The following is a 26,260-nucleotide window of genomic DNA, read 5'->3' on the forward strand; positions in this document are numbered from 1 at the left end:
TCGATGCGTACCGACATCGCCCGCTTTCTGAACGACCGGCTCGACTGGAATCTGCTGCGCACCTACCTCGTCATCATGCAGGAGCGCAGCCTGAGCCGCGCCGCCGCACGCCTGCACGTCACGCAGCCAGCCGTGAGCCAGGCGTTGCGGCGTCTGGAGGAAACGCTGGAGCGCAAGCTGATCGACCGGCGCGGCCCGTACTTCGCGCCGACCCAGGCGGGCGAAGAGGTCTATCGCATTGCGAGCGATATCTACGGCAACATCTCGCGGCTCGAAACCGAGATCGACGACCGCACCGAGGACATCAGCGGGTCGATTCGCCTGTTGACCATCAGCCGCATCGAGTCGCCCGTGTACGACGAGTTTCTGGCGGACTTTCATCGCGCGTATCCGCGTATCGACTTGCAGATCGAAGTGATGCGCTCGTCCGACATCATCTCGTCGCTGCTGCAGAAAACGGCGACGGCGGGCCTCGGCCTGTGCCGCTCGCCGCACGACAAACTGGAAATGCGCTGCTTCCTGCGCCAACGCTATGCGATTTTCTGCGGCCGTCATCACCGGCTGTACGGCAAGTCGCCATTGACAATGGAAGACCTGCTCGCGGAAAACTTCGTGTCGTTCACGAGCGACCAGATCGGCGACAGCCTGTCGCCGCTGACCGTGTTTCGCGACCAGAAGGGCTTCACGGGGCGCATCGTCGCGTCGTCGCCGAGTCTCGATGAAGTGCGGCGGCTGATCTTCGCGGGCTTCGGCATCGGCTGCCTGCCCGAGCACATCGTGCGCGACGACATCGCGCAGCAGCGCCTGTGGCGTCTGCCGCCCGAAGAAGGACTCGTCGATGTCGACGTGCATCTGCTGTGGCATCGCGAGCGCAAGATGAATGCGGCGGATCACGCGTTTCTCGACAGCATGGAGCGCTGCATGCGCCGCTATGCGCTGGCGGAACGACTGGGCAAATGACCTGTCTGCGAAGCACCCGACTGGTGCGCACGCGCGCGCGCAGATCGCGATCTCGCTTCAACCTTGTGCACGAACCGCATGCGACAAGCGCCGAATCCAAGTAAAGACGGCAATGGCATGCTTATCGCTTAGTGACAGGCAGGAGCCGGTGCAGCATCCGGTTTAGCAGTCACAATCTGGCAAATGGACGACTAGGGTTCCGGTCCGCATCGATGCGAACGCAAGCATCCGGTGTGCGACGCTGGTCCGAGAGTTGTCGACCTCGATGAGGTTACACGGCGGGATAAAAGCCCGGGAGAGAACGCGATGCGTCGCGCCGCTCCTGCCGTCGATAACCGTCCCTGCGAGGTCAACCTCATGCGCAAGCTTCGTTTTGCAGCCGCTGCCGCCGTCGCTCTCTCCCTGTGTTTTTCCACGCCTTCATTCGCTCAAGCCCGTAAGGACTTCAAGGTCTGCTGGACCATCTACGCCGGCTGGATGCCGTGGGGCTATGCGAAAACGCAAGGCATCATGTCCAAATGGGCGAAGAAGTACGGCATCAACGTCGATGTCGTGCAGTTGAACGACTACATCGAATCGATCAACCAGTACACGGCCGGCAAGTTCGACGGCTGCGCGATGACCAACATGGACGCGCTGACCATTCCCGCCACGGGCGGCGTGGACAGCACGGCGTTGATCGTCAGCGACTACTCGAACGGCAACGACGGCGTGCTCATCAAGGGCGTGGGCAAGAAAGTCGCCGACCTCAAGGGTCAGCCCGTCAATCTCGTCGAACTCTCCGTCTCGCACTATCTGCTGGCGCGCGCGCTCGAATCGGCAGGCATGAGCGAGCGCGACATCAAGACCGTCAACACGTCGGATGCCGACATTTCCGGCGCGTTCGCGACGCCCGCCGTGCACAACGCCGTCACGTGGAACCCGATGCTCGCCGATCTGAAGGCGAAACCGAACGTCACCGAAGTGTTCGATTCGAGCCGCATTCCGGGCGAGATCATGGACATGATGGTCGTCAACACGAAGACGCTGCATGACAACCCCGCGCTCGGCAAGGCACTGACGGGCGCATGGTTCGAAATCATGCAGACGATGCACGGCACGTCGCCCGACAGCCAGGCCGCGCTCACGGAGATGGCGAAAGCATCGGGCACCGACCTCGCGGGCTACAAGGCGCAACTCTCGACCACGGCGCTCTTCTACACGCCGCAACAGGCGCTCGATTTCGCCACCAGCCCGAACATGCCGAAGATCATGACGCGCGTCGCGCAGTTCTCGTTCGATCACGGGCTGCTCGGCAAGGGCGCACCGAACGCGGGCGCAGTGGGCATGGCGTTCGACAACAACGTGGTGGTCGGCAGCAAGAGCAACCTGAAGCTGCGTTTCGATCCGACGTACGTGCGCCTCGCCGCGCAAGGCAAGCTGTGAGCGCGGCTGCGTTCTGAAGGAGAGGCCCATGCGGCTCATCAACCGACATCCCGGCCGCACCGGCAGTCTCATGCTGTTGCTGCTGCCCTTCATCGTGCTGATCGCGGTGTACTTCACCGGCTCGTCGCTGCGGCTGCAGGCCAATCCCGACGACAAGCTGCTGCCGAGCGCCACGCAGATGAAGGACGCACTGCACGAGTACGCGTTCTCCGAAGACAAGCGCACGGGCGAATACATGATGTGGGACGACACGGTGTCGAGCATGAAGCGGCTCGGCATCGGGCTGGCCGCGAGCGCGGCGATCGCGCTGGTGTTCGGCATCGTGACGGGCAGCATTCCGCTCGCGGGCACCACCCTGTCGCCGTTCATCACGGTGATATCGATGATCCCGCCGCTTGCGGTGCTGCCGATTCTCTTCATCGTGTTCGGCCTCGACGAGCTGTCGAAAGTCGTGCTGATCGTGATCGGCATCACGCCGATGATGATCCGCGATCTGCAACAGCGCACGCGCGAAATTCCCGAAGAGCTATGGATCAAGGCACAAACGCTCGGCGCATCGAGCTGGACGCTGATTCTGCGCGTGATCGTGCCGCAACTGTTGCCGCGTCTGTTGATCGCATTGCGTCTGGCGCTGACGTCGGCGTGGCTGTTTCTGATCGCGGCGGAAGCGATCGCCTCGACGAATGGCCTCGGCTATCGCATCTTTCTCGTGCGCCGCTATCTCGCGATGGATGTGATCCTGCCGTACGTCGCGTGGATCACGCTGCTCGCGTGGTTGATCGACGAAGCGCTGCGCCGTCTCACGCAGTGGGCGTTCCCCTGGTACAACGGAGGCCGCGCATGATCGAGATCCGCAACCTGTGGAAACAATACGACGATCAGGTCGTGCTGGAGCGGCTCAATCTGCGCATCGCGGAGGGCGAATTCTGCTCGATGGTCGGCGCGTCGGGCTGCGGCAAGTCGACCTTCCTGCGCCTGCTGCTCGGCCAGGAACGTCCGACGCGCGGCGCCATCCTGCTCGATGGCGAACCGTTGCCGCCGGAGCCGGACCCGCATCGCGGCGTCGTGTTCCAGCGCTATTCGGTGTTTCCGCATCTCACCGTGCTGCGCAACGTGATGCTCGGCCTCGAACTGCCGCATGCGCCGCTCACGGGGCGCCTGTTCGGCGCGCGCCGCCGCCTTGCAAAAGATGAAGCCGTGGCGATGCTCGCGCGCGTCGGTCTCGCCGATTCGCTCGACAAGTATCCGCATCAACTGTCGGGCGGCATGCAGCAACGTCTCGCGCTCGCTCAGGCGCTGGTGATGAAGCCGCGCGTGCTGCTGCTCGACGAGCCGTTCGGCGCGCTCGACCCTGGCATCCGCCGCGACATGCACGAACTGCTGACGGGCCTGTGGCGCGAGGCGAAGCTGACCGTTTTCATGGTCACGCACGATCTGAAGGAAGGCTTCACGCTCGGCAGCCGAGTGCTGGTGTTCGACAAGGTGCGCATCGATCCGCAAGCGCCGCAGGCGTACGGCGCGCGCATCACCTACGACATTCCCCTCGAACGCAACGGCGTGCGCGAACCGCACGCGGCGACGACGATTCCGCCGCTGCTCGCCGTGCCTGCATGATGGAAAGGACACAACACATGAACGAAACATTGCTCGAAGAAACCGTGCCCGGCGGCGGCCATGCATCGCTGATCGTCAAGCGCGGACAGTTGTTGCGCATCACCGATCCGCGCGGCGGCGCGAACGTCGCGATGCTGCTCTTCAATGCCACCGAAAAAAGCGAGCGCCTGAATCTGCCCGATACGCTCAAGTGCCAGCACACGGCTAAACTGACCAAAGGCCATTGCCTGTATTCCGACATGGGCCGCGTGCTCGCTGCCATCGTCGCGGATACGTGTGGCTGGCACGACAGTCTCGCGGGTGTATCGAACGCGGCGGAAGTGTTCGAGAAGTACGGACAAGGCCGCTATCAGGAACTGCGCAACGCGTTCTATCGCAACGGCACCGACAACCTGCTCGTCGAACTCGGCAAGTGGGGGCTCGGCGTGTCGGATCTGCTCATGACGCTCAATCTCTTCAGCCGCGTCGATGTGACGGATGCGGGCGCGCTCAGCTTCGTCGAAGGCAATTCGAAAACGGGCGACTACATCGAACTATATGCGCCGATGAACACGCTCGTCGTGCTGACGGCGATCCAGCATCCGCTCGACCCGAACCCCGAGTACGCACCGAAACCCGTGAAGCTCACGCTGCGCGCCGCCGACAGCCAGGTCGCGGAAATCTGCCGCACGTCATGCGATGAAAACGCGCGCGGCTTCATCAACACCGAACGATTCTTTCTCTGAGCGGAACGCGCGCCATGACGACATCCATCCTCACGACCAGCAGGCTCGACCCCGCCGACGCGATCTTTCGCGAGACCTTGCCTGCGGGCGAGCCATGGCTCAAGGAACTGAAAGCCGGCCAGACGCTGCGCATTCGCGACGTAGAAGGCAATCAGGCAATCGACACGCTGTTCTACAGCCTCGCCGATCCGCGCGAGCGCTACGACGCGCAACGCACGCTGCGCCGCCAGCAAAGCCTTTATCTGACCACGGGCACCGTGCTCTATTCGAACCTCGGCAACCCGATGCTGACCATCGTCGCCGACACCTGCGGACGTCACGACACGCTCGGCGGCGCATGCGCGCAGGAAAGCAACACCGTGCGCTACGCGCTCGAAAAGCGCTACATGCACAGCTGCCGTGACAACTACCTGCGCGCCTGCGCGCACGACGGCCGTCTGTCGAAAACCGACATCGCCGCCAACATCAATTTCTTCATGAACGTGCCCGTGACATCCGAGGGCGGCCTCACATTCGAGGACGGCATTTCCGCGCCCGGCAAATACGTCGAAGTTCGCGCGGAAATGGACGTGATCGTGCTGATTTCGAACTGCCCGCAACTGAACAATCCGTGCAACGCCTACAACCCCACTCCCGCGGAGCTGACGATATGGAACTGAGCACGCTGCGTCTGTGGCTCTACACGGTGATGAAAGTACGCGCCGGGCGTTTGCTGCGCATCGACGGCGCTATGGAATACACGAAGCACCCAGCCCGCTTTTAAGAACCGAAACGAAGCGACCTGCCGTGGACGACCTCGGCATGCATGCCCACGTGGCGGGACGACCCGCCCACGCATTGAACATCCACTCATGTTCGATAAAGTCCTCATTGCGAATCGCGGCGCGATTGCCTGCCGCATTCTGCGCACGCTGCGCGAACTGAACGTCGAAGGCATCGCCGTCTATAGCGAAGCGGACCGCGCGAGCCGTCACGTCAGCCTCGCCGATACGGCATGCAGTCTCGGCGACGGCGCGGCAAGCGTCACCTACCTCGACATCGCGAAGCTTCTGGAAATCGCACGCGCGCAAGGCGCACCGGCCATCCATCCGGGCTACGGCTTCCTGTCCGAAAACGCGGCGTTCGCCGAAGCATGCGAAGCGGCTGGCATCGCGTTCATCGGGCCGACGCCCGCGCAATTGCGCGCCTTCGGTCTGAAGCACACGGCCCGCGCGATCGCCGCCGAACAAGGCGTGCCGATGCTCGAAGGCACGGGCCTGCTCGACGGGCTCGACGCCGCGCTCGAAGCGGCGCAACGCATCGGCTACCCGGTGATGCTGAAAAGCACGGCGGGCGGCGGCGGGATCGGCATGCGCGTGTGCCGCTCGGCGGAGGAACTGGCGGCGCAGTTCGACAACGTGAAGCGCCTCGGGCAGAACAATTTCAGCGACGCCGGCGTGTTCCTCGAAAAGTACATCGAGAAAGCGCGGCATCTCGAAGTGCAGGTATTCGGCGACGGCGAGGGCGCGGCCATTGCGCTCGGCGTGCGCGACTGCTCCGTGCAGCGGCGCAACCAGAAGGTGCTCGAAGAAACGCCCGCGCCGAACCTGCCCGACGGCGTCGAAGCCGCGCTATGCGAAGCGGCGATCCGGCTCGCGCAAGCGGTGTCGTATCGCTCGGCGGGCACGGTCGAATTCGTCTACGACAGCGATGCTGCGCGCTTCTACTTTCTCGAAGTGAACACGCGTTTGCAGGTCGAGCATGGCGTGACCGAACAGGTGTGGGGCGTGGACCTGGTGCGCTGGATGATCGAACTGGCGGCGGGCACGCTCGCGCCGCTCGACGTGTTGGCGCGCGATCTGAGGCCGCAAGGCCACGCGATCCAGGCGCGCCTCTATGCGGAAGATCCCGGCCGCGATTTCAAGCCCTGCCCCGGGCTGCTGACCGACGTGTCGTTCCCGCCTGCCGATGGCCGCGCGCTGCGCATCGACACATGGATCGAGGCCGGTTGCGAGGTGCCGCCGTGGTTCGATCCGATGCTCGCGAAGCTGATCGCCTGGCAACCGACCCGCGATGCGGCGCGCCACGCGCTCGACGCCGCGCTCGAAGCGTCGCGCATCTACGGTGTCGAGACGAACCGCGACTATCTGCGGCAGATTCTTGCCGACACGCCGTTCGCGAGCGGCCATCCGTGGACGCGTTGCCTTGAAGGCCTGCGTTATCGCGCATCGACATTCGAAGTGCTCAGCGGCGGCACGCAGACTACCGTGCAAGACTACCCGGGCCGTCCGGGTTACTGGGCCGTCGGCGTGCCGCCCTCGGGACCGATGGACGACCGTGCGCTGCGCCTCGGCAACCGTCTGCTCGGCAACGACGCACAGGCCGCCGCGCTCGAAATCACGATGAGCGGGCCCACGCTGCGGTTCAACACGGATGCCGTCGTCACCGTGACGGGTGCGACATTGCCCGTCATGCTCGACGAGATTCCGCAGCCGATGAACACGACGTTCCTCGTCGCAGCCGGTTCGACCCTCGCGCTCGGCACGATCCGCGGCGCGGGCGCGCGCGCCTATCTGTGCGTGCGCGGCGGGCTGGACGTCGCACAGTATCTGGGCAGCCGCAGCACCTTCACGCTCGGGCAGTTCGGCGGCCACGGCGGACGCGCGCTGCGGGCGGGCGACGTGCTGCATCTTCATCCGCTCGCTGATCGCAATGCGGGCGCTTCAATGCCTGCTGCGCTCACCCAGCGCCTCGACGATGTGCGCGTGCTGCGCGTGATCTACGGCCCGCATGGCGCGCCCGAATACTTCAGCGCGCCCTATATCGATCAGTTTCTCGACACCGACTGGGAGATCCATTTCAATTCGAGCCGCACAGGCGTGCGGCTGATCGGCCCGAAGCCCGAATGGACGCGCGCCGACGGCGGCGAAGCGGGGCTGCATCCGTCGAACATTCACGACAATCCGTATGCCGTCGGTGCAGTCGATTTCACGGGCGACATGCCCGTCATTCTCGGCCCCGATGGCCCGAGTCTCGGCGGCTTCGTGTGTCCTGTCACGGTGATCGAAGCGGACCTGTGGCAGATCGGCCAGTTGAAGGCAGGCGACAAGGTGCGCTTCGTGCCCGTCGATATCGCCACCGCCCGCGCAGCGGCACGCGCACGTATCGAAGAAATAGTCACGCTCGCCGCGCACGCAAGCACTCCGCAAGCCGGCGAAGAACGCGCGGCGTTGCAGTCGCCCATCGTGCTCAACGTCGGTGAAGGCGATGACCGGCTCGTCGCGCGACTGTCCGGCGACACGCATCTGCTGCTCGAAATCGGCCCGTCCGAACTCGATCTCGTGTTGCGCTTTCGCGGCCATGCATTGATGCAATCGCTCGAGGCGTTGCAGTTGCCCGGCGTGATCGATCTGACGCCCGGCATCCGTTCGCTGCAGGTCCACTATCAGCCGGAGCAGTTGCCGCTTGCGACGCTGCTCGATCACGTCGCGGCGACATGGCAGCGCGTGCTGCTGCAAAAGGATCTGCGGGCGCCGTCGCGTATCGTGCACCTGCCGCTGTCGTGGGACGACCCCGCGTGCCAGCTCGCCATCGACAAGTACATGACCACCGTGCGCAAGGACGCGCCCTGGTGTCCGAGCAATCTGGAGTTCATCCGCCGCATCAACGACCTCGATTCGATCGATGCCGTGAAGCGCATCGTGTTCGACGCGAGCTATCTGGTGATGGGGCTCGGCGACGTCTACCTTGGCGCGCCCGTTGCGACGCCGCTCGATCCGCGTCACCGGCTGGTGACGACGAAGTACAACCCGGCGCGCACGTGGACGGCCGAGAACTCCGTCGGCATCGGCGGCGCATATCTGTGCGTGTACGGCATGGAAGGACCTGGCGGCTATCAGTTCGTCGGACGCACGCTGCAGATGTGGAACCGCTATCGCGAAGTCGCGGATTTTGCGGGTCGTCCGTACCTGTTGCGCTTCTTCGATCAGATCCGCTTCTACGAAGTCTCCGCCGACGAACTGCTGCGCATCCGCGAAGCGTTTCCGCTCGGCCGTTATCCGCTGAAGATCGAAGAGACCGAGTTGTCGCTTGCCGACTATCAGGCGTTTCTCGAACGCGAGGCGCAAGACATTGCGCAATTCCGCACGCGTCAGCAAGCCGCGTTTCAGGCCGAGCGGCAGCGTTGGCACGAAGCGGGCAGCAACGAAGACGCGCTGGAGCCTCCCGTCACTGCCGACGCGGAAATCGCGCCGCTCACCGACGGCCAGATCGCCGTCGATAGCGAAATTGCCGGCAACCTTTGGCAAGTGCGCGTCGAGCCCGGCGCGACTGTCGAAGCAGGCGACGTGCTGCTCGTGATCGAATCGATGAAGATGGAGATATCCGTTATCGCGCCTTGCGCGGGCACGGTCGGCGAGATTCACGTCGCGCCGGGTTCGCCCGTTCGCGCGGGACAACGCGTCGTCGTGATCGAACAGCACGCATGAGACAACTCACTTGAACGCATTAAGGAACCATCCGACATGGCTTCATTCGATCTGCGTCTTCCCGCAGTGCGCGCCGCGTATCGTGAAGGCCGCGCGACGCCGCGCGCGCTGCTTGGCGCATTGCGCGAGCGCGCCGCCGCGCTGAACCCGGACTATCACCTGTTCATTCATCTGCTGTCGGACGCTGAGATCGAGCCTTATCTCGCGGCGCTCGACGGGCGCGATGCCGATTCGCTGCCGCTCTACGGCGTGCCGTTCGCCTTGAAGGACAACATCGACCTCGCCGGTATTCCGACCACGGCCGCGTGCCCTGCATTCGCGTATACGCCTCAAGAGTCTGCAACCCTCGTCGCGCAACTGATCGCGCTCGGCGCGGTGCCGATCGGCAAGACGAACCTCGACCAGTTCGCGACAGGCCTCAACGGCACACGTTCGCCATACGGCAAGTGCCGCAACAGCGTGCACGCCGCATATCCTTCGGGCGGATCGAGCGCGGGATCGTCGCTGGCGGTGGCGCTCGGCGTCGCGAGCTTCGCGCTCGGCACCGATACGGCCGGCTCGGGCCGCGTGCCCGCCGCGTTGAACAACCTGGTCGGCACCAAAGGGACGAAGGGCTTGCTGTCGACGGCGGGCGTCGTGCCCGCCTGCCGCACGCTCGACTGCGTGACGTATTTCACCGCGACAGCCAGCGAGGCGAGCGAACTGCTCGCGCTCACCGCCCGCCATGATCCCGCCGACGCCTATAGCCGCGTGAATCCGCAATGGAACGACGCGACCGCGTTCGGCGCCGTCACGCGCTTTCGCTTCGGCGTGCCGCGTCAGCTCGAATTCGCGGGCTGCGACGAGAGCCCCGCGCTGTTCGCGCAGGCGCGCGCGGCGCTAGAAGGGATCGGCGGCGAGGCCGTCGAGATCGACTTTGCGCCCTTCGTCGAAGCGGCGCGACTTCTCTACGAAGGACCGTGGGTTGCCGAGCGCTACAGCGTGGCAGGCGCGCTGATGGAATCGCAACCCGATGCCGTGCTGCCCGTGATTCGCGACGTGCTCGCCAAGGCGCCGGGCACGACGGCCGTCGATGCATTTCGCGCGCAATACCGGCTCCAGGCGCTGAAGCAGCGTTGCGACGCCGTGCTCGCGGAACTCGATTGCGTGCTGACGCCGTCCATTCCACGCGCCGTCACGCTCGACGAACTGGAGCGCGATCCTATCAGCCCTAACTCGCTGCTCGGGTATTACACCAACTTCATGAACCTGCTCGATTACGCCGCCGTCGCGACGCCTGCCGGCTTCATGCGCAATGGGCTGCCGTGGGGCGTCACGCTGTTCGGCCGCGGGTTCACCGATCAATACCTGCTGAGCGTCGCCGATGCGCTGCATCGCAAGCTGAATGTGCCGCTGATCGGCGGCGCGCAACAGCATGCGAATGCGACCTCGAATGCAGCCCGCCATGACAGGATGAAGCTCGTGGTGTGCGGCGCGCATCTGCAAGGGCTGGCGCTGAACGGGCAGTTGATCGCACGTGGCGCGCGGCTCGTCGAGAAGACGGCCAGCGCGCCGCGCTACCGGCTGTATGCGCTCGCGGGCGGCGGCGCGACGCAGCGGCCCGGCATGATGCGCGATGCGGCGAACGGCGCGGCAATCGAAGTCGAAGTATGGGAATTGCCCGCCAGCGAAGCAGGGTCCTTCCTCGCGGGCATTCCGGCGCCGCTCGCGCTCGGCAAGGTCGAGCTTGCGGACGGGCGCTGGGAAACCGGCTTCGTTTGCGAGGCGTACGGGCTCGAAGGCGCCGTCGATATCACGCAATACGGCGGCTGGCGCGCGTGGCTGCAGCGCGCCGCCTGAAACTCAAGCTTCGTATTGCGCGGCGTACAGCCGCGCGTGCCTGCCCGTCACCGCACGGGTCCAGATCTCTTCGTCGTCGAGGACGGTCTGGATCAGTTCGACGGGCATGCCGCCGTCGATGATCGCGGCCACGCGAAACCCGTCGATCGGTTCATACGGGGCAAGCAGGACCTCTTTGCCTTCGATCGCGCGGTCGAGATCGTCGACCTTGAACGCCAGGTGCGGCATGCGCCGCATCAGTTCGTGCAGCGGGCTATCGGCTTCGAAGCGGTGGTACTGGATGCGCGCGAGCTTGCAATCGCTGTCGCTCGTGTACATCCGGTACTGCGGGCTGTAGCGTTCGCCTTCGCGCACGTCGCTGGTCGGAATGCCGATGTGATGAAACTCGTAGATCACGTCGTCGCGCATGAACATGATGCTCTCCTTCTTCCTTTGCCTTTGTTGCCCGCGTTGCCGCGCTTACAGCGTCACGCGCGTCACGCCGCCTTCCGACAGCAACCGCACGCGCTCGCCCGCGTAGAACATCGGGCCGTCGGTGCTTTGCGTGATGGCGCGCAGCGAACCGTCGTCGAGGCGCACGGTGATTTCGACGCCCTGCTTCTTCTCGAAGTGGTTCTGCACCTCGTTGCCCGCCACCGCGCCCGCAATGCCGCCGATGATGCCCGTCAGGATCGAGCCGCGACCGCCGCCGATCGCGCTGCCGGCGATGCCGCCGATCGCGCCGCCGCCGAGCGCGCCGAGAAAGCCGGGCTGGCCGTTGCTGGTGTCGATGGTGACGGGGCGCACGCTTTCGATGGTGCCGAAGCGGACCGTTGCCTCGCGCTGGGCCTGCGACGCGCTGTAGACGTTGGCGGAGCCGTCGAAGGTTGCGCAGCCGCTCAAGGCGAGCGAGGCGACGAGCGCCGAAGCACATGCTGTAACGAATGACCTGTTCATGATGTTCCCCTCTATGAGCAGCGCACCGGGTTGTGTGGCGCGTTGCAGGTTCTTTCGATGTGTGAATCGTAAGCTCGAAGAATGAGAGGAAAATGAGCTGCGCATTTGCGCATTCGCACCGTCATTTCGTCTCAGCCTGAAACGTCGGCGCGGTGCCCGGCGCTACGATGACAGCCAGATCATGCAAACGGAGCATTGCAATGAAACGCGAGATCATCCGGGTCGAACCGCTATCGGGCTGGCTGGAACGCTGGAAGGCGCCCACTTCCGCCGTCACGCGGCACGGCGGCACGATCTATGTGTCGGGCCTGCCGCCGTTCGATCCCGAGACAGGCGAAGTCGCCGACGTGCCACTCGAACGGCAGACCGAGCTCGTGCTCGAACAGCTGAAGCTGTGCGTCGAGACGGCGGGTTCGTCGCTCGACAATGTGCTCAAGTGCCATGTCTATTGCACGTCGGTCGAGCAGTTCGCGGCCGTCAACGCGATTTACGCGCGCTATTTTCCGAACGATCCACCGGCGCGTATCTTTGTCTGCGTGCCCGCGTGGCCGGGGCGCTTCGACATCGAAATAGATTGCATTGCGGCGATTTGAACCGCGTTCGCTCACGTGGAGGACACGATGTTTTCAGTGCTGTTCGAAGTGCAACCGCGCGCCGACCGTTGGGATGCGTATCTCGGTTACGCGAAGCTGCTGAGGCCGGAACTGGAGCAGATCGACGGCTTCGTCGATAACGTCCGCTACGGCAGCCTCACGCGCGAGGGCGTGCTGCTGTCGCTGTCCGGCTGGCGCGACGAGAAAGCGCTGGTGAGGTGGCGCACGCAGGCGACGCATCACGGCGTGCAGGAAAAAGGCCGCACGCAGACGTTTAGCGATTATCGGCTGCGCGTGGGGCAGGTGACGCGCGACACGCGCCTGCCCGCCCGTCACACCTTGCACGAGCAACGACTCGACGAAACAGAAACGGGCGACGCGACCACGATCGTGCTGATCGACGCGCGACGCGACCCGGACTGGGTGAAACAGGCGGGCGCGCGCGAAGTCGCGGGCAAGCTGGGCTTGCGTGAAGACACAACGGGGCTCGTATCCTGGGATGCGTTCGACGCTGTGTTGACGCCGGGCGACGTCGTTCTGCTCACTGCATGGCGCGATGCGCAAGCCGCCGAGGCCTTTGCAGACGCGCTCGCATTGCCCGATGGCGCACGGCTGCGCAGCGTGCGCGTGGTGCGCGACTACGGCATGTTCGACCGCCGCGAAGCGCCGCAATACTATCCCGACGCTGCACGGCCTGGCTGAAGCTTATTTCCCGCTGTCCGGAAAGTCCGCGCCGACACTCGTGTCGCGCCACGCTTCGATATCGGCGAGTGTCGAATGCAGGCGCTTCGAAACGGCATCGACGCCAAACGCGCCCAGCACCAGATGACGCGGCGGCTGGTCGGTCTCCGTGATGCGGATCATTGCCTGAGCAGCACGCACGGGATCGCCGGCCTGATGCCCGCTGTTTTGCGCCGTCGCCTGCATGCGCTTGCCCGCCGTGTCCGCGTAGTCAGCAATACGGTTGGGCGTCTGCCTGAGCGAGCGACCTGCCCAGTCGGTGCGGAATGGGCCCGGCTCGACGCAGGTCACGCGGATGCCGAGCGGCCCGGCTTCCGTCGCGAGCGAGTCGGACCAGCCTTCGACAGCGTGCTTGCTCGCCGCGTAGTAACCCGAGCCAGGAAAGCCCGCGATACCCGCCACCGACGTGATGTTCAGCACATGCCCCTTGCGCCGCTCGCGCATGCCCGGCAGCACCGCGCGTGTCATCGCGAACAGGCCGAACACGTTCGCGTCGAACTGCGCGCGTATCTCCGCTTCGTCGCCCTCTTCGATCGACGACTGATAGCCATAGCCCGCGTTGTTCACCAGCACGTCGATCGCGCCAAAGCGCTGTTGCGCCGTCTCGACGGCAGCGGCGATCTGCGCGGCATCCGTCACGTCGAGCTTCACGCGGGCGAGACGCCCATCGGCGTCGCTGCCGGGCTCGGCCAGATCGGCGAGCGACGCGACGTTGCGCGCCGTCGCCACGCAGCGCCAGCCCCGTTCGAGCACCGCGCGGACCAGTTCCTTGCCGAAGCCGGTTGAACAGCCAGTAATGAACCAGACGGGCGTCGTGGACGTGGGCATTCAAAACCTCCTCGATGACGGAATGAGCGATCTGGCATCGACGCGTGTACATCGCGTCGACGCTTCGAAAAAAATGGTAGCCGGTAGACGAGAAACTTGCTGGCGGTCTGCCTGGGTTCAGGCTTACCTTCGCGCTTATTTACGGCCCACCAGATACTGAACGCCTTCGGGCCCGTAGCGTTCCGAATGGCTTTCATTGGCTTGCAGATGGAATACATCGCCCGTTCTATAGACCTGCTCCGCAGCGCCGATGCGTATCGCCAGTTCGCCGTGCAGAATCAACGCCTTCGCTTCGAACGAGTGGACATGATCGTCGACCGTGCCGTTCGCGTCGCGCGTGGCGGTCGCGATTTCCGCGTAGCCTTCGCTCTTCAATGCATTGATGAATTCGTCGCGTTCCATGATGATGGCCTTCCTTTCTCGTGTGTGCGATGACGCAGAAGCATCAGCATAGCCGGTTTTGCATCAAGGGATCGGCAGCGCGGCTCGCGGTAAACTCTTCGTTAGCCGTCATTTCATATCGCACAACGGAGAACGATATATGCGCCAGGCCATTCGCCATCTGAACGTGCGGGCGCGCGCTCGCGGACTGTTCGATTTCACCACGGAGGTCGCCGCTTTCGTACGCGACGCGTCGATCGCCACGGGCATCCTGACGGTGTTCTGCCGGCACACGTCGGCGTCGCTATTGATCCAGGAGAACGCGGACCCTTCGGTGCAGCGCGATCTCGAACGGCACTTCGCGATGCTCGCGCCCGAAGATCCCAAGCGCTACGAGCACGACACGGAAGGCCCCGACGACATGCCCGCGCATCTGCGCACGGCACTGACGCAGGTGCAATTGTCGATACCCGTCGAGCATGGCCGCATGACGCTGGGCACGTGGCAAGGCATTTATCTGTTCGAGCATCGCGCGCGGCCGCAGGAGCGCGATATCGTGCTGCATCTGATCGGTGAATGACATTTCAACGCACAACACCAACAAGGAAGTGAAACATGATTTTGCGCGCGCCTGTTCTTGTCGCGGCGGCCTCGCTCGCGATGCTGACCGCAGCCTGCACTCACACCGGCCCGGTCGAGTTCTCGCTGTCAGGCGCCGACGCGCCGATGACCACCAACGCGAACGACATGGACTTCGGCCCGATGGACCGCACCATCGCGCAGTGCAAGACGGTCTCGCGCAACGCGGGGCCGGGGCAGTGCACCAAGGTGCGCGCCTACGAGTCGTGCATGAAGAGCAAAGGCTATATCACCGTGCTCGGCCCGGAAAATCCGAAGGGTTGCGGCGACCCCGAATGGGAAAAAGACGTACGCAAGTGGCTTCAATAGCCCTGCGCCCGTCGGGGCCGAATTGCGCTCATGTTATCCACAATTTCTGTTGAAAGACCTGTGGAAAAGTTTTGGGTGCACGCGCTATCTGTATGATCAAACAGGCTTTCCTTGCACGTGCCCCCGATGCTCCCACCGCGCGGTTCCACCGATTGCGAAGTTCTATTGGCGCACTCGCATCGCATGTCCTTCAATTCAAGGTTCCGACTACCGAGATTGCCGACTGACTCCAAGGAGCCTTGCATGAAGACGGAAGATTCGCAGAAGATCGTGCACGAAATCGCAGAATCCACCGATGCCCCGGAAGAAGTCGTCTCGCAGATGTACACCGATGCCGTGCAGGCTTATGAGCGCGACGCACGCATCCTCGACTATGTGCCGCTCTTCGCGGCGAAGCGGGTGCGCGAGACCTTGCGCTCGCGCACGGCGTCACGGCGGTAAGGTTCCAGCCTCACAGCGCATTCCATCCGCGTCACAATAGTTTCGCGGCGGCACGCATGCGGCGCTTGCGCTCTTTCGCGAGCACATCGAGTGCGTGCACGGCGGCCGCATCGTCGGCGAACAGCGCCTGGTTGTCGCGCAGCAACTGCTCGCTCGCCACGACGTCGTTCAACGCGCCGAAGCGCTTCTGCAGTTTCTTGAGCGGCTTGATTGCCTTCAGCTGTTTTTTGGGCAGCATCGGCTCGAAGAACTCGGTCAGATAGCGCAGCTTTTTGCCCGCCTTGCGGACCTCGTGATACGACGCATAGTCCGAGCGCGTGGCACGCGCGGCGCGCTTCATGCGCTTCGCCATCGACTTCTGCGCCGCCCCGATACGCTTGCGCGCGAACTTCGGCAGCGGCGTGCGTTCGTGCGCGGTGTTCAGTTCCCGGTTCGCTTCCTTGAGCGTGTCGCGCAACGCGCCTTTCACGTCGGCCTGTTCGAGGATCTCGCGGCTCGAGTCGAGCGATTTCGAGCGGGCGGCGCGCATCGCGTCGCGCGGTTGCTTTGGGGCGTCTTTCGTTTCATCGAGCAACGCGATCAGGATGTCCCAGTCGCGCGTCTTGCCCGCAGCGCTCGCGTAGAACTTGAAAAGCGCGCGCTGCTGGTTGTCGAACTGCTCGTTCAGCAGCGGCCGGTACGCCCACAGCAACGTGCGCAAGCGTCGCAGCGAAACGCGCAGCTTGTGCAGGACTTCGGCATCGGGATCCGCGCGCAATGCAGCGGCGCAGGCTAGCGCATTGTCGATCAGCGGCGCGGCGTAGTGCGAGAAATGGGCTTGCGCGTTGCCATCGTGCGGCAGCGCAGTCCGTGTGTCGTCTTTCATGGCGTTCCCTGAATGGGTTGCTGACCCGGCGTGTCTGTCATGACCGAGTAAGCAATTCAGGGACCTGCTGCCTTGATGTGCCGTCGGCTTGCGTCCGCTGCGGCGCGCGACGCCGCAACGGCGTTGCGGCTCACTGCCCGCTCAGCAGCAGGTCGCAGGCGTCGGGCGTGCAGCCCGCCACGGCGGGCAGCTTCAGCGATGGCCACGGGCGGCGCTCGGCCGCGATGAAGTCTTCGACGCGCTTCAATATCTGCCAGAACGCGTTTTCGACGGCGCCCGCAGCGCCATACGCGGACGGCGTGAGCGTCCAGTGACGAAAGGTGGGCGCGCCATGGAACGCGCGCGCGTCGACCCGTGCCGACTCGTCGCACAACGTCACCACGAAATCCATCTGCGGCGCCCATTCGCTCGTGAATTCCAGCCAGCTTTTCGGATTCAGCAGCTCCAGACTGGAAAAGCCATGGCGCAACTCACCCATGGCCGCCGCCTGAACCTTGTCGGCGGGTTCGAGACCTGCGCTGAATGCGTCGAAATGCAATCCGTCCAGCTCGCGTAGCAAGGCTTCCGCCAAAATGCTGAGCGTCGCGTTGTCCCTGCAAAGGAACAGCACTCTTTGTTTTCTGGTCACCCTACACCCCGTCATGCAGATTTTATTTTTTGCGGGATTCTGAGCGCACAGTTTTTCATATTGGTGACAGAATCCCAATCGTCCAACCGATTCGCCGCAAGACCGTTTAGGTATCACGCCAATTTGCGTTCAGCCAGCCAGCGTTAACGATAATCAGGCGTCTGGTCCCAATTGCCGGGTCGAGCCAGCGTGACGGGGGCGCCGGGTGTGGCGCGCCAGGCGGGACAACCCGGCCGTTCGGAGGCCGGATTGCGCATGGCGTTGCGCGGTCTGAAAGACCGGCTTTTTTTAAACGTTACTGTTACTTGACGATCGCGAGCAGTTCGACTTCGAACGTCAGATCGCTGTTCGGCGGGATCACGCCGACGCCGCGCGAACCATACGCGGTCGCAGCCGGGCAGGTCAGCCTGGCTTTCTCGCCCACTTTCATGGTCGCGACGCCTTGCGTCCAGCAGGGGATCACGCGGCCGAGCGGAAACTCTGCGGGGCCGCCATGCTTGGCCGAGTTGTCGAACTCGGTGCCGTTGGCGAGCGTGCCGCGGTAGTTGACGCGCACGACGTCGGCCGCCGTGGGTTGCGGGCCGCTTCCCTGCGTCAGGTGTTCGACGACGACGCCAGAGGGCAACTTCTCCGTCGATGCAGCGTTTGCGGTGAGCGACACCGATGCGAGCGCGGCCGCAGCGAGCAGGGCAACAACTGATTTCACGCGTATCTCCTTGGTGTGAATAGCGAGCCTCATTCTAGCGGATCGTCGCTGCGCGGCAGGAGACCTGAATCAACTTGCTACAAATACGTGCGCACTACGCCATTGCGCGATTCCAGGCGCTGTGCGCCTGGAACGGCTACACCCGCGGCGGGACAACACCCGCCGCGGGAAAAGCCGCGATTCGAAGCGTTGATGCGCCGCGCGTTCAGATCTTCGGGAAGTCGACAGTCGTGTCGTTGACCCGGTTGAACAGGTTGGTGAACGTGATGTCGGCGATCGCGAGCAGCGTCTCCGTAATCTGCTGATCGCTGTAACCCGCCGCCTTCACGGCATCGACGACTGACGCCGGCACCGTGCCGCGCGACGTGAACACGGTCCGCGCGAACGTGGCGATGGCATTCAGATGCGCATCGGCTGCATCGCGTCCTTCGCGCAGCGCGACGAGATCGTCGGCCGCGATGCCCACCTTCTTCGCCGCCAGCGAGTGAGCAGCGAGACAGTAGTCACACTCCGCGACGCCGCTGATCGCGAGCTTGATTGCTTCGACTTCCTTGCGCGACAGCGCGCCCTTGCCGAGCGCATCGCCCGTGGCGAGCACGATCTGCAGCGCAGCCGGGCTGTTCGAGCCGATGGCGGCATAAGCGTTCGGCACCATGCCGACCGCGCGCTTGATGCCTGTAAAGAGTTCTGCTGCCTGGCCGGTTGCTTCACTGACGGGTTGGCGATTCAGACGTTCCATGATGTTCTCCATATGTTGATGAGGTCTTTGCGTTGCGCGACTGGGTCAGCGCATGGAAGTCATTCTAGGAACGTGCGTTGCTACGGTGAATGCTGGTTCAAATCACGTTTATGCTCGAACGGCTCATCGGCTGACCGGCGTGGTGCGCTGTCTCTGCTATATTCGTGCGACGTTTGCCCAATAACAGCGCCGTCAGCGGGAGCGCGTGCCATGAGCACTCACGGGATCATGCGGATAACAAGGCGATTCGTACTGGTTGTGTTCGCGCTAATGGGCCTCACGCTCGGCGCGCTGAGCTGGGCCGACGACAACGCGACAGCGCTCAAGGACAAATACGACGCGCTCGCGCCGCAACTCAAGTCGAACGCGTTCAACCGGCCGATCCATCTGGATTCGGAAGAGACCTCGAACACGTTGAAGGGCGACATCTATGCAGTCGTCGATTACCCGTTCGCCACCGTCAACCGAGCCTTCAACGACCCGCAGCAAGGCCCGGCCAACTGGTGCGAAGTCTTGATCCTGCATCTGAACACGAAGTACTGCCGCGCCTCCGCCAGCGGCAACGGCGCGACCATCAGCATGAACGTGGGCAAGAAGACGGAGCAGGAACTCGGCGACACGTACCGCGTGCAATTCAACTACAGGTCAGTGGCGACAAACCCGGATTATTTCCAGGTCGATCTGAGCGCGGCAACGGGACCGCTCAGCACGAGGGACTATCGCATCGTGCTCGAAGCCGTCGATATCGGAAAAGGACACACGTTCCTGCATCTCACGTATTCATATGGATTCGGCACGGCAGGACGCATCGCGATGAAGACGTATCTCGCGACGATAGGCAGTGCGAAAGTGGGATTCACCAAAGCGTCGGGCGACTATGTGGGCGGAGTGCGCGGGCTGGTGGAACGCAACACGATGCGCTATTACCTCGCCATCGACGCCTACCTGGCTTCGCTTGCGCTTCCCGCCGACAAGCGCGTCGATCAGCGTTTCGCCACGTGGTTCGATGCGACCGAGCAATATCCGCGTCAATTGCACGAAGTGGACCGGCAAGCGTACCTGCAGATGAAGAAGAACGAGTACCAGCGCCAGCAAACTGCGCAATAAAGCTATTCATGATTGCACGGCGCGATGCCGCGCGGCATGCTTGACGGCTGGCTAGCGGTCGATGGCCGCCATATCGTGAATGCGCAGGAAGTCTTCCCGCTCGTCGTAGAGCGCGGCGAGTATCGAGTGTGCTTCTAGGGGATCGAGATTGGGATCGGTGACCGTCATCATGATGTCGTACATGGCGACCGCGCCCGAATAGAACGCCGTCTTCGACTCGCGAAGCTGCGCCTGCGATACCCCACGCGAAATCTGACGTGCGCAAAATGCCTTCCAGAACGATTCAATGGTCAATGCCGCGTTCATCGTGCCCTCTCCGCTAAAACGCCATGGCTCAACCCCGCCCGCTGCGGCGTTTGCTCTCTCAGGTTCCGCGTGCAATCGGATCGCACTGCAAAGCGGTGCATCCGTGCACATCTGTTAAGCGCGATTGAATTGAGTACATCAAACGACCACGCATGGTTTTCCGGCGCAAAATATAACGACGCGATTTTCATCGCGCAATGTTGACGCCGGGATAATGCCGCTTTATTCGCCGACAAGCCGTGCACATGATGCGGCCCGACGGCCTTCGACACGCGGGCCTCGGCAACGCAAAACCCTTTGAAACGCCGTCATACAAGGCGCTATGGGCATCTGGATCGAGACCGGTGCGTTGTTCCTATCATAGTAGGTTTATACCGCACTGCAACCTGTTTGCAATACGGATACGCCTGGCATTTCTTTTTCACATCGAATGGAAAGTAAAGTGCATATATGACTTGATGATTTACCGATTGTCGCGTGAGCAAAAAAGTGAAGCCGGAAATCATTCATCGCCTGGTGAAGCAATATTTGCGCGAATACGCGAGCAGCGCGAATGAATCGCGCCGCTTGCAAGCTGTCGCACCCAGCTTAAGTAAAGGCCGCGTTCAAGCCACGGCGAGCTTGAACGAAGAAACGGTATCGTCGAGTTCGCGGCCCTGATGCCGCAGCGATTGCGAGGCAGCCGAAGCCTGTTCCACCAGCGCCGCGTTCTGCTGCGTCACCGTGTCCATCTGCGAGATCGCCTGGTTGACCTGTTCGATGCCGCGCCCTTGCTCTTCTGAAGCCGCAGCGATCTCCGCGATAATTTCGGAAACGCGCGCGACAGCCCGGTTCACATCGGCCATCGTACGACCTGCGTCATCTGCGAGAGACGCGCCGCTCTGGATCTCTTGCACCGAGCGTGCAATCAGTTCCTTGATCTCCTTTGCCGCTTGCGCCGAGCGCTGCGCGAGACTGCGCACTTCGCCCGCGACCACCGCGAAGCCGCGGCCTTCCTCGCCTGCGCGCGCCGCCTCGACAGCAGCGTTCAGCGCGAGAATGTTCGTCTGGAACGAAATGCCTTCGATGATCCCGGTGATCTCCGCGATCTTGCCCGAGCTGGAGCTGATCGCTTCCATCGTCGTCACCACGCGTTCGACGGTGTGGCTGCCTCGCTGGGAAATCTCCGACGCGTTCGACGCCAGCGACTTCGCATGCTGCGCGCTGTCGGCGTTCTGCTTGACGGTCGAGGTCAACTGTTCCATGCTCGCCGCCGTCTCCTGCAACGATGCGGCCTGCGCCTCCGTGCGGCGGCTAAGGTCGCTGTTGCCCGTGGCGATCTCGTTCGTCGCCGTGGAGACGCTTGCGCTGCTCGATCGCACACGGCCGACCGTTTCGGTGAGCCGGTCGTTCATGTCGCGCAACGCCTTCAGCAGTTCGCCTGCTTCGTCATCGCGGTCGACGACGATACGGCTTGTCAGGTCGCCCGTCGCAACAGTGCGCGCGACTTCGACGGCGCGCGTGATAGGTTGCGTGATCGAGCGCACCATGCGTATGGCAAGCACGAGCGATGCGAGTATCGCCAGCGCGCTCACGCCGAGAATGGCGTTGCGCAGCATCGCATAGCGCTCCTCGAAGTTCTGCACGATCTCGCCCTGGCGCTTCTTCGTGTAGCTCGCGTAGTCGTCGGTTGCCTTGACGAGCGCGGCCAGCAGCGGACGGCAATGGTCGTCCATTTCCCTGATCGCCTCATCGTGATGTTTGTTCAGCGCGAGGCCCACGATGTTAAGCGCAACGGGCCCATAAAGCCCTTCGACGCGATTCATCTCGGCGGCCAGCGAACGCGCGGTTTCGCTCGTGTCGCTCGCGCTGTTGATCATGTCGTTGAGCTGCTTGAGCTTGATGCCGACATCCTCATGCGCGCGTTTCACCGCAGCCGTCTCGAGGTCGAAATCTGCCTGGGTCGTGACGAGCACCAGATTGCGCGCGGCGATCGCGCGACGATCGACGGCCGCGCGCAACTCGGCCGCCACCTGCGCGCGCGCGTCGATGCCATGCACGTACTGGCCGAATGCCTGCGTCGTGCTGGCAAGGCTGAATAGCGAAACAACGGAAATGACAACGGCGATGGCCGCCATGGACAGAAAACCGACGAACAGCCTTGTCTTGATGGTCAAGTTCTTTTTCATTACTGGCCCCCGGGTTTTTACCGACAAAATCTGTTTTCGCAATGAATCTTTTTTGTGCAAAAAAACGCCTGCTCTCAGGTTTCAGGCGTTGTTCGTGCGGTGTCCGCGCGCTGTCTACGGGTTCTGCGCGCGGATTCGCTCCGATTTACTGGATATCGGCTTCCGCCTCCCAATATTTAACAATTTAGGGTTTTTACGCAGGCGTTCAATCGACCCGGGCGGGAATCGGCAGGATGCTCCCTGCCAAAGTACTCAGTAGGCGAGAAACAATGGGCGAAACGGGCAGCGCCTGCGCGCCGCCGGTGCGGCGGCAAAACGCGTGCCTTATGGGTTTTCGTGAAAGGGAAGATCAGTCCCAGTTTTCGTCAATCCACTCGATCGCCCATGTTCGCGCACATGTCATGGCGTCGGATTCGTCGACGAATGAATCGATATCGCCCGATTGGTGCACTTCGGCGGGCGTATTGGCCGTCGCCCCGCGAGTGAGCTTGGCTTGGGCGACATAGTGGCCGTCCTCGTCGTGCCTGGCCCGGCAGTCGATGTGAAATCCCTTGTAGTCGAAATGCATGGCAAACCCCCTGTAGCGAAGAAAGTGCGATGCAATCCGGGCATGGGTTTCTCCCGGCGGATGAATCAATCGTAGCATGGCAAATCGCGTGCTCGGTCCTCCCTTTTACGTTGTATTGCACGCTGGCGCACTCCATTTCAGTCGTTGCAACCGTCGATCTGATGCAAATGCCGCCGCTTGGCGTGTGGAATGCCTGTTGCTGTCTTCTCCATAAGACTTCCGAAACCGTGCCAGAAGAGCAGGAGGGACAGCATGCACAACAGAACCTTCACTCCAACCCGAAGCCGCGTATGGACGGCTGCGCGCTTTGCCGCGCATTCGATGCCGCCGCGTGTGCTGGTCGTCGACGACTACATCGATTCCGCCGATGCACTCGCGGCGTTTCTTGCCAACAGCGGCTTCGACACACGCGTGGCGTACAACGGCTGCGACGCGTTGAAGATCGCCAACGAATGGCGCCCCGACAGCGTCGTGCTCGACATCGCAATGCCGGGCCTGTCGGGGCTTGCGGTGGCGCGTACACTGCGAGCGTTGCCTGAAATGGCGAGCGTGCCGCTGCTCGCCTACACCGCCTGCGAAACGGGCGATGACTATGCCGAGTTGCGCGCCGGCGGCTTCGACGGCGTATGCATAAAGCCCGTCGATCCGCTGACGGCCGTCGACATCCTCTCGACGCTGCTGGCCATGCCCGCGTTGAAGCGCGGGTACTATCATTCGTAACTGCCGCGCGACGCCACTTGTAAGGGCCGTTCCGTCCCGTTAATCTGACGCGCATCGCCGTTGCGGAGCGCGCCCATGATCAAGTTACGAAGTCTTCTCGCGGCCTTCACCGTCGCCTTGCTGACTTCGTGCGCGAGTCTGCCGCCGCAGGCAGATCGCATCCAGACGCACGCCGTCACCGACACGCAGAACACGCGGCTCGCCATCGCGTTCGCGCCGCAAGAACAGCGGCATCCCGACGAAACCGCGTTCCACCTGCTGCCCGATGCCGTCGATGCGCTCGTCGCGCGGCTCGTGCTAGCGGAAGCAGCCGACCGCACGCTCGACTTGCAGTACTACATCTGGCATGACGATCTGACGGGCCGCGGGCTCGCGGCTGCCGTGATGCGCGCGGCCGATCGCGGCGTACGCGTGCGGATTCTGCTCGACGATCTCGGCACCAATGCCGACGACAATCTGCTGCTCGCGCTCGACTCGCATCCAAACGTGCAGATTCGTCTCTTCAACCCCGTCGCCAATCGTACGTTCAAGAAGCTCGGCATGGCCGCCGAGTTCTTTCGCGTGAACCGGCGCATGCACAACAAGTCGATGATCGCGGACAACCAGGGCGCGATACTCGGCGGGCGCAATATCGGCGACGAGTACTTCGGCGCTTCGAACGACGTCGCGTTCGGCGATCTCGATGTGCTCGTGCATGGACCTGTCGTGCATGACGTGTCGTCGGCATTCGACCTTTTCTGGAACTCCGAGGCCGCGTATCCGATCGACGTGCTAATGGGCCGCAGGGCGGACCCTGCGGCACTGGCCGACGTACGCAAACAGCTCGACGCGTATCTGGCTTCGCAGGAAAGCAACCCCTACGTCGTGAACGCGCGCTCACGGCTCACCCAGGTCATTCATTCGCAGGATGCCGTGTTTTCATGGGGCAAAGCCACTTTGCTCTACGACGATCCCGCGAAGATCGCGCGCGCGCCGGGCGACTCGCAAGGCCAACTGATGACGCAACTCAAGGCGCTCGACTTGCAGCCGACGCAACAGATGCTCGTCGTCTCGCCGTATTTCGTGCCTGGAAAAGAAGGCGTCGCGTGGCTCTCGGGACTCACGCAAAAGCAGGTGCGCGTCACGGTGCTGACCAACTCGCTCGCCGCCACCGACGTCGCCGCCGTCCATGCCGGCTATCAGCGCTACCGCAAGGCGCTGCTCGAAGCAGGTGTGCGGCTCTACGAACTGAAACCCGTCGCGGAAGACAAAACGGAAGACAAGAAGCATCTGTTCGGCTCGTCAAAGGCGTCGCTGCATGCGAAGACATACGTGTTCGACCGCGACAGCATCTTTATCGGCTCGATGAATCTCGATCCGCGTTCGGTCGAACTCAACACGGAGATTGGCGTGTACTGCGAGAGCGCGCCAGCCGCCGCGCAGGTTGTCGATACGCTGGAGCCGAACCTCGATCGCATTGCATGGCGGCTCGAATTGCGCGCGAAAGCGAACGGCACGAGCGGTATCGTGTGGGTCGACACGGCGCCCGACGGCACGGTGAAAGTACTCGATAGCGAGCCGGATGTGTCGGCAATGCGCAAGGCCGGTATCTGGTTTTTGAGCATCTTGCCGATTGAATCGCAGCTATAGCGGAGTCCGCACGGCGAACCTGCCTTTACGCGGTTTTTACGCGCACTGTGCGTTTCTTTTGAAAATTTCGACGGCGATATTCGTAGAGTGCTTGCATCCGGGCTCGTATCAGACGATATGCAGGAACAACACAATCTGGCCAAAGGACGGTGGCGGTACACGCTGATCAGGCTCGCGTTGATGGCCGCGAGCCTCGCGCTATGCAGCGCGCTGCCGTTCGGCCATGCACAAGCGGAAACCGCGCCGCAGGCGTCGTCGGCAACGCAGGGCGCCGATCCGCCCGCGCTTCCCTCTCCCGCCGATATCGTCGCCACCCTACGCGCGCAATTCCGCGTTTCAGCCACCGATGCGCTGACGATCGCGCAAGCCGTTCTGACTGAAGCCAACCGCTATTCGATGTCGCCCGTGCTGCTGTTGTCGGTGATGGCGGTCGAATCGGGCTTCGATCCGCGCGCCGTGAGCACGCTCGGTGCGCGCGGGCTGATGCAGGTGCTGCCCGCCGCGCATCCGCGTGCTTTTTCCAACGTGAAAGAGCTCGATGATCCCGCTATCAACGTGCGCATCGGCTCGTCGATTTTGCGCGGTTATCTCGATGCTGCGGACGGCGATATCGATGCCGCGCTTTGGCGCTATAGCGGCGGCGGGAAAGGGTATGCGCGCCGCGTGGCGGTGCATATGCGGCGGTTTAGTGCGGTATTGGGCGGCAGCGTGCAGCCGGGCATGAAGATGTCAGCGGATGCCCTTCCCTGACGTCTTGGCGCATGCGCGTGTGTTTGGGTTGGCAGCGGCGAATTGTTTGTGTGGTTCAGGCGTTGCTGGTCGGGGTTTTTGGTTTTGGTTTTGGTTTTGGTTTTGCTTTTGCTTTTGCTTTTGCTGGCATCCGCGATTCGTTAGCGTGCTTCACGCGTCGCCCCTGTGCGGGGCGGC

28 protein-coding genes and 1 riboswitch are annotated in these 26,260 nt (G+C 63.0%); of the genes, 17 read left to right on the plus strand and 11 right to left on the minus strand.

What is annotated here, in order from left to right:
• The first annotated feature begins 3 nt into the window (after positions 1-3).
• The 8 genes from KFO72_RS28625 to atzF all read left to right on the plus strand — a co-directional run bounded on the left by KFO72_RS28625 (position 4) and on the right by atzF (position 11,029).
• Positions 4-960: a LysR family transcriptional regulator gene (locus KFO72_RS28625; protein WP_035999905.1), complete on the plus strand. Its 957-nt coding sequence runs from the start codon at positions 4-6 to the stop codon at positions 958-960.
• Positions 961-1,140: 180 nt separating this feature from the next.
• Positions 1,141-1,260, plus strand: a riboswitch (guanidine-I (ykkC/yxkD leader).
• Between the two features lie 57 nt (positions 1,261-1,317).
• Positions 1,318-2,385 (plus strand): putative urea ABC transporter substrate-binding protein, encoded by a 1,068-nt coding sequence (locus tag KFO72_RS28630; RefSeq protein WP_054932984.1) that lies wholly within the window; start codon positions 1,318-1,320, stop codon positions 2,383-2,385.
• 28 nt (positions 2,386-2,413) lie between these two features.
• Positions 2,414-3,229 carry an ABC transporter permease gene (locus KFO72_RS28635; protein WP_225033526.1) on the plus strand — a complete coding sequence of 272 codons (816 nt, stop codon included), beginning with the start codon at positions 2,414-2,416 and terminating at the stop codon, positions 3,227-3,229.
• On the plus strand, positions 3,226-3,999 hold the full coding sequence (locus tag KFO72_RS28640) for an ABC transporter ATP-binding protein (RefSeq protein WP_060604190.1): 774 nt from the start codon (positions 3,226-3,228) through the stop codon (positions 3,997-3,999). The genes KFO72_RS28635 and KFO72_RS28640 overlap by 4 nt, the downstream gene beginning before the upstream one ends.
• Positions 4,000-4,016: 17 nt before the next feature.
• On the plus strand, positions 4,017-4,724 hold the full coding sequence (locus tag KFO72_RS28645) for an urea amidolyase associated protein UAAP1 (protein ID WP_107202107.1): 708 nt from the start codon (positions 4,017-4,019) through the stop codon (positions 4,722-4,724).
• A gap of 14 nt (positions 4,725-4,738) precedes the next feature.
• Positions 4,739-5,383 (plus strand): urea amidolyase associated protein UAAP2, encoded by a 645-nt coding sequence (locus KFO72_RS28650; RefSeq protein WP_225033527.1) that lies wholly within the window; start codon positions 4,739-4,741, stop codon positions 5,381-5,383.
• 192 nt (positions 5,384-5,575) lie between these two features.
• Positions 5,576-9,190 carry an urea carboxylase gene (gene uca / locus KFO72_RS28655; protein WP_225033528.1) on the plus strand — a complete coding sequence of 1,205 codons (3,615 nt, stop codon included), beginning with the start codon at positions 5,576-5,578 and terminating at the stop codon, positions 9,188-9,190.
• A 36-nt stretch (positions 9,191-9,226) separates the two neighbouring features.
• Complete coding sequence (gene atzF / locus KFO72_RS28660) at positions 9,227-11,029, plus strand: allophanate hydrolase (protein WP_225033529.1); 1,803 nt, start codon at positions 9,227-9,229, stop codon at positions 11,027-11,029.
• A gap of 3 nt (positions 11,030-11,032) precedes the next feature.
• Here the strand turns inward: atzF and KFO72_RS28665 are convergent, their stop codons facing one another.
• Both KFO72_RS28665 and KFO72_RS28670 read right to left on the minus strand, forming a co-directional pair.
• A complete protein-coding gene (locus KFO72_RS28665) occupies positions 11,033-11,443 on the minus strand; it encodes a VOC family protein (RefSeq protein WP_060604201.1) in 411 nt (136 codons plus the stop codon).
• A 45-nt stretch (positions 11,444-11,488) separates the two neighbouring features.
• Positions 11,489-11,965 carry a glycine zipper 2TM domain-containing protein gene (locus KFO72_RS28670; RefSeq protein WP_225033530.1) on the minus strand — a complete coding sequence of 159 codons (477 nt, stop codon included), beginning with the start codon at positions 11,963-11,965 and terminating at the stop codon, positions 11,489-11,491.
• A 200-nt stretch (positions 11,966-12,165) separates the two neighbouring features.
• On the opposite strand from KFO72_RS28670, the gene KFO72_RS28675 reads away from it, so the two are divergent.
• Together KFO72_RS28675 and KFO72_RS28680 are read left to right on the plus strand one after the other, a co-directional pair.
• The gene (locus tag KFO72_RS28675) at positions 12,166-12,558 is read left to right on the plus strand and encodes a RidA family protein (RefSeq protein WP_054932992.1); all 393 of its coding nucleotides are present in this window, start codon (positions 12,166-12,168) and stop codon (positions 12,556-12,558) included.
• Positions 12,559-12,585: 27 nt separating this feature from the next.
• On the plus strand, positions 12,586-13,260 hold the full coding sequence (locus KFO72_RS28680) for an antibiotic biosynthesis monooxygenase family protein (RefSeq protein ID WP_054933006.1): 675 nt from the start codon (positions 12,586-12,588) through the stop codon (positions 13,258-13,260).
• 3 nt (positions 13,261-13,263) lie between these two features.
• On the opposite strand, the gene KFO72_RS28685 is transcribed toward KFO72_RS28680, so the two are convergent.
• A complete protein-coding gene (locus KFO72_RS28685) occupies positions 13,264-14,127 on the minus strand; it encodes an oxidoreductase (protein WP_225033531.1) in 864 nt (287 codons plus the stop codon).
• A 135-nt stretch (positions 14,128-14,262) separates the two neighbouring features.
• Entirely contained in the window at positions 14,263-14,529 is a 267-nt protein-coding gene (locus tag KFO72_RS28690; RefSeq protein WP_054932994.1) for a cupin domain-containing protein, read from the minus strand.
• Between the two features lie 139 nt (positions 14,530-14,668).
• On the opposite strand from KFO72_RS28690, the gene KFO72_RS28695 reads away from it, so the two are divergent.
• The 3 genes from KFO72_RS28695 to KFO72_RS28705 all read left to right on the plus strand — a co-directional run bounded on the left by KFO72_RS28695 (position 14,669) and on the right by KFO72_RS28705 (position 15,897).
• On the plus strand, positions 14,669-15,088 hold the full coding sequence (locus KFO72_RS28695; protein ID WP_054932995.1) for a secondary thiamine-phosphate synthase enzyme YjbQ: 420 nt from the start codon (positions 14,669-14,671) through the stop codon (positions 15,086-15,088).
• A gap of 35 nt (positions 15,089-15,123) precedes the next feature.
• Positions 15,124-15,456: a hypothetical protein gene (locus KFO72_RS28700; protein ID WP_054932996.1), complete on the plus strand. Its 333-nt coding sequence runs from the start codon at positions 15,124-15,126 to the stop codon at positions 15,454-15,456.
• Between the two features lie 243 nt (positions 15,457-15,699).
• The gene (locus KFO72_RS28705) at positions 15,700-15,897 is read left to right on the plus strand and encodes a DUF3562 domain-containing protein (protein ID WP_054932997.1); all 198 of its coding nucleotides are present in this window, start codon (positions 15,700-15,702) and stop codon (positions 15,895-15,897) included.
• A gap of 31 nt (positions 15,898-15,928) precedes the next feature.
• Here the strand turns inward: KFO72_RS28705 and KFO72_RS28710 are convergent, their stop codons facing one another.
• The 4 genes from KFO72_RS28710 to KFO72_RS28725 all read right to left on the minus strand — a co-directional run bounded on the left by KFO72_RS28710 (position 15,929) and on the right by KFO72_RS28725 (position 18,835).
• Positions 15,929-16,762, minus strand: a complete 834-nt coding sequence (locus KFO72_RS28710) for a CHAD domain-containing protein (RefSeq protein WP_225033532.1) — start codon at positions 16,760-16,762, stop codon at positions 15,929-15,931.
• 130 nt (positions 16,763-16,892) lie between these two features.
• Complete coding sequence (locus tag KFO72_RS28715; protein WP_054932999.1) at positions 16,893-17,405, minus strand: low molecular weight phosphatase family protein; 513 nt, start codon at positions 17,403-17,405, stop codon at positions 16,893-16,895.
• A 286-nt stretch (positions 17,406-17,691) separates the two neighbouring features.
• Complete coding sequence (locus tag KFO72_RS28720; RefSeq protein ID WP_054933007.1) at positions 17,692-18,096, minus strand: FKBP-type peptidyl-prolyl cis-trans isomerase; 405 nt, start codon at positions 18,094-18,096, stop codon at positions 17,692-17,694.
• A gap of 205 nt (positions 18,097-18,301) precedes the next feature.
• Positions 18,302-18,835: a carboxymuconolactone decarboxylase family protein gene (locus KFO72_RS28725; protein ID WP_054933008.1), complete on the minus strand. Its 534-nt coding sequence runs from the start codon at positions 18,833-18,835 to the stop codon at positions 18,302-18,304.
• A 210-nt stretch (positions 18,836-19,045) separates the two neighbouring features.
• Between KFO72_RS28725 and KFO72_RS28730 the strand changes: the two genes are divergently transcribed.
• Complete coding sequence (locus KFO72_RS28730; protein ID WP_054933000.1) at positions 19,046-19,942, plus strand: hypothetical protein; 897 nt, start codon at positions 19,046-19,048, stop codon at positions 19,940-19,942.
• 51 nt (positions 19,943-19,993) lie between these two features.
• Here the strand turns inward: KFO72_RS28730 and KFO72_RS28735 are convergent, their stop codons facing one another.
• From KFO72_RS28735 to KFO72_RS28745, 3 genes are all read right to left on the minus strand, one after another.
• On the minus strand, positions 19,994-20,248 hold the full coding sequence (locus KFO72_RS28735; RefSeq protein WP_176052804.1) for a hypothetical protein: 255 nt from the start codon (positions 20,246-20,248) through the stop codon (positions 19,994-19,996).
• Between the two features lie 605 nt (positions 20,249-20,853).
• Positions 20,854-22,416: a methyl-accepting chemotaxis protein gene (locus tag KFO72_RS28740; RefSeq protein WP_082433963.1), complete on the minus strand. Its 1,563-nt coding sequence runs from the start codon at positions 22,414-22,416 to the stop codon at positions 20,854-20,856.
• A gap of 349 nt (positions 22,417-22,765) precedes the next feature.
• A complete protein-coding gene (locus KFO72_RS28745) occupies positions 22,766-22,984 on the minus strand; it encodes a hypothetical protein (protein ID WP_035999855.1) in 219 nt (72 codons plus the stop codon).
• 252 nt (positions 22,985-23,236) lie between these two features.
• Between KFO72_RS28745 and KFO72_RS28750 the strand changes: the two genes are divergently transcribed.
• The 3 genes from KFO72_RS28750 (at position 23,237) to KFO72_RS28760 (ending at position 26,083) form a co-directional block, all read left to right on the plus strand.
• Complete coding sequence (locus KFO72_RS28750) at positions 23,237-23,704, plus strand: response regulator (protein WP_225033533.1); 468 nt, start codon at positions 23,237-23,239, stop codon at positions 23,702-23,704.
• Positions 23,705-23,779: 75 nt separating this feature from the next.
• Positions 23,780-25,333: a phospholipase D family protein gene (locus tag KFO72_RS28755; protein WP_225033534.1), complete on the plus strand. Its 1,554-nt coding sequence runs from the start codon at positions 23,780-23,782 to the stop codon at positions 25,331-25,333.
• 117 nt (positions 25,334-25,450) lie between these two features.
• Positions 25,451-26,083: a transglycosylase SLT domain-containing protein gene (locus tag KFO72_RS28760; protein WP_225033535.1), complete on the plus strand. Its 633-nt coding sequence runs from the start codon at positions 25,451-25,453 to the stop codon at positions 26,081-26,083.
• Positions 26,084-26,260 lie beyond the last annotated feature (177 nt).

Source organism: Paraburkholderia sp. XV (genome assembly GCF_020177535.1).
Taxonomy (GTDB): Bacteria; Pseudomonadota; Gammaproteobacteria; order Burkholderiales; family Burkholderiaceae; genus Paraburkholderia; species Paraburkholderia caribensis.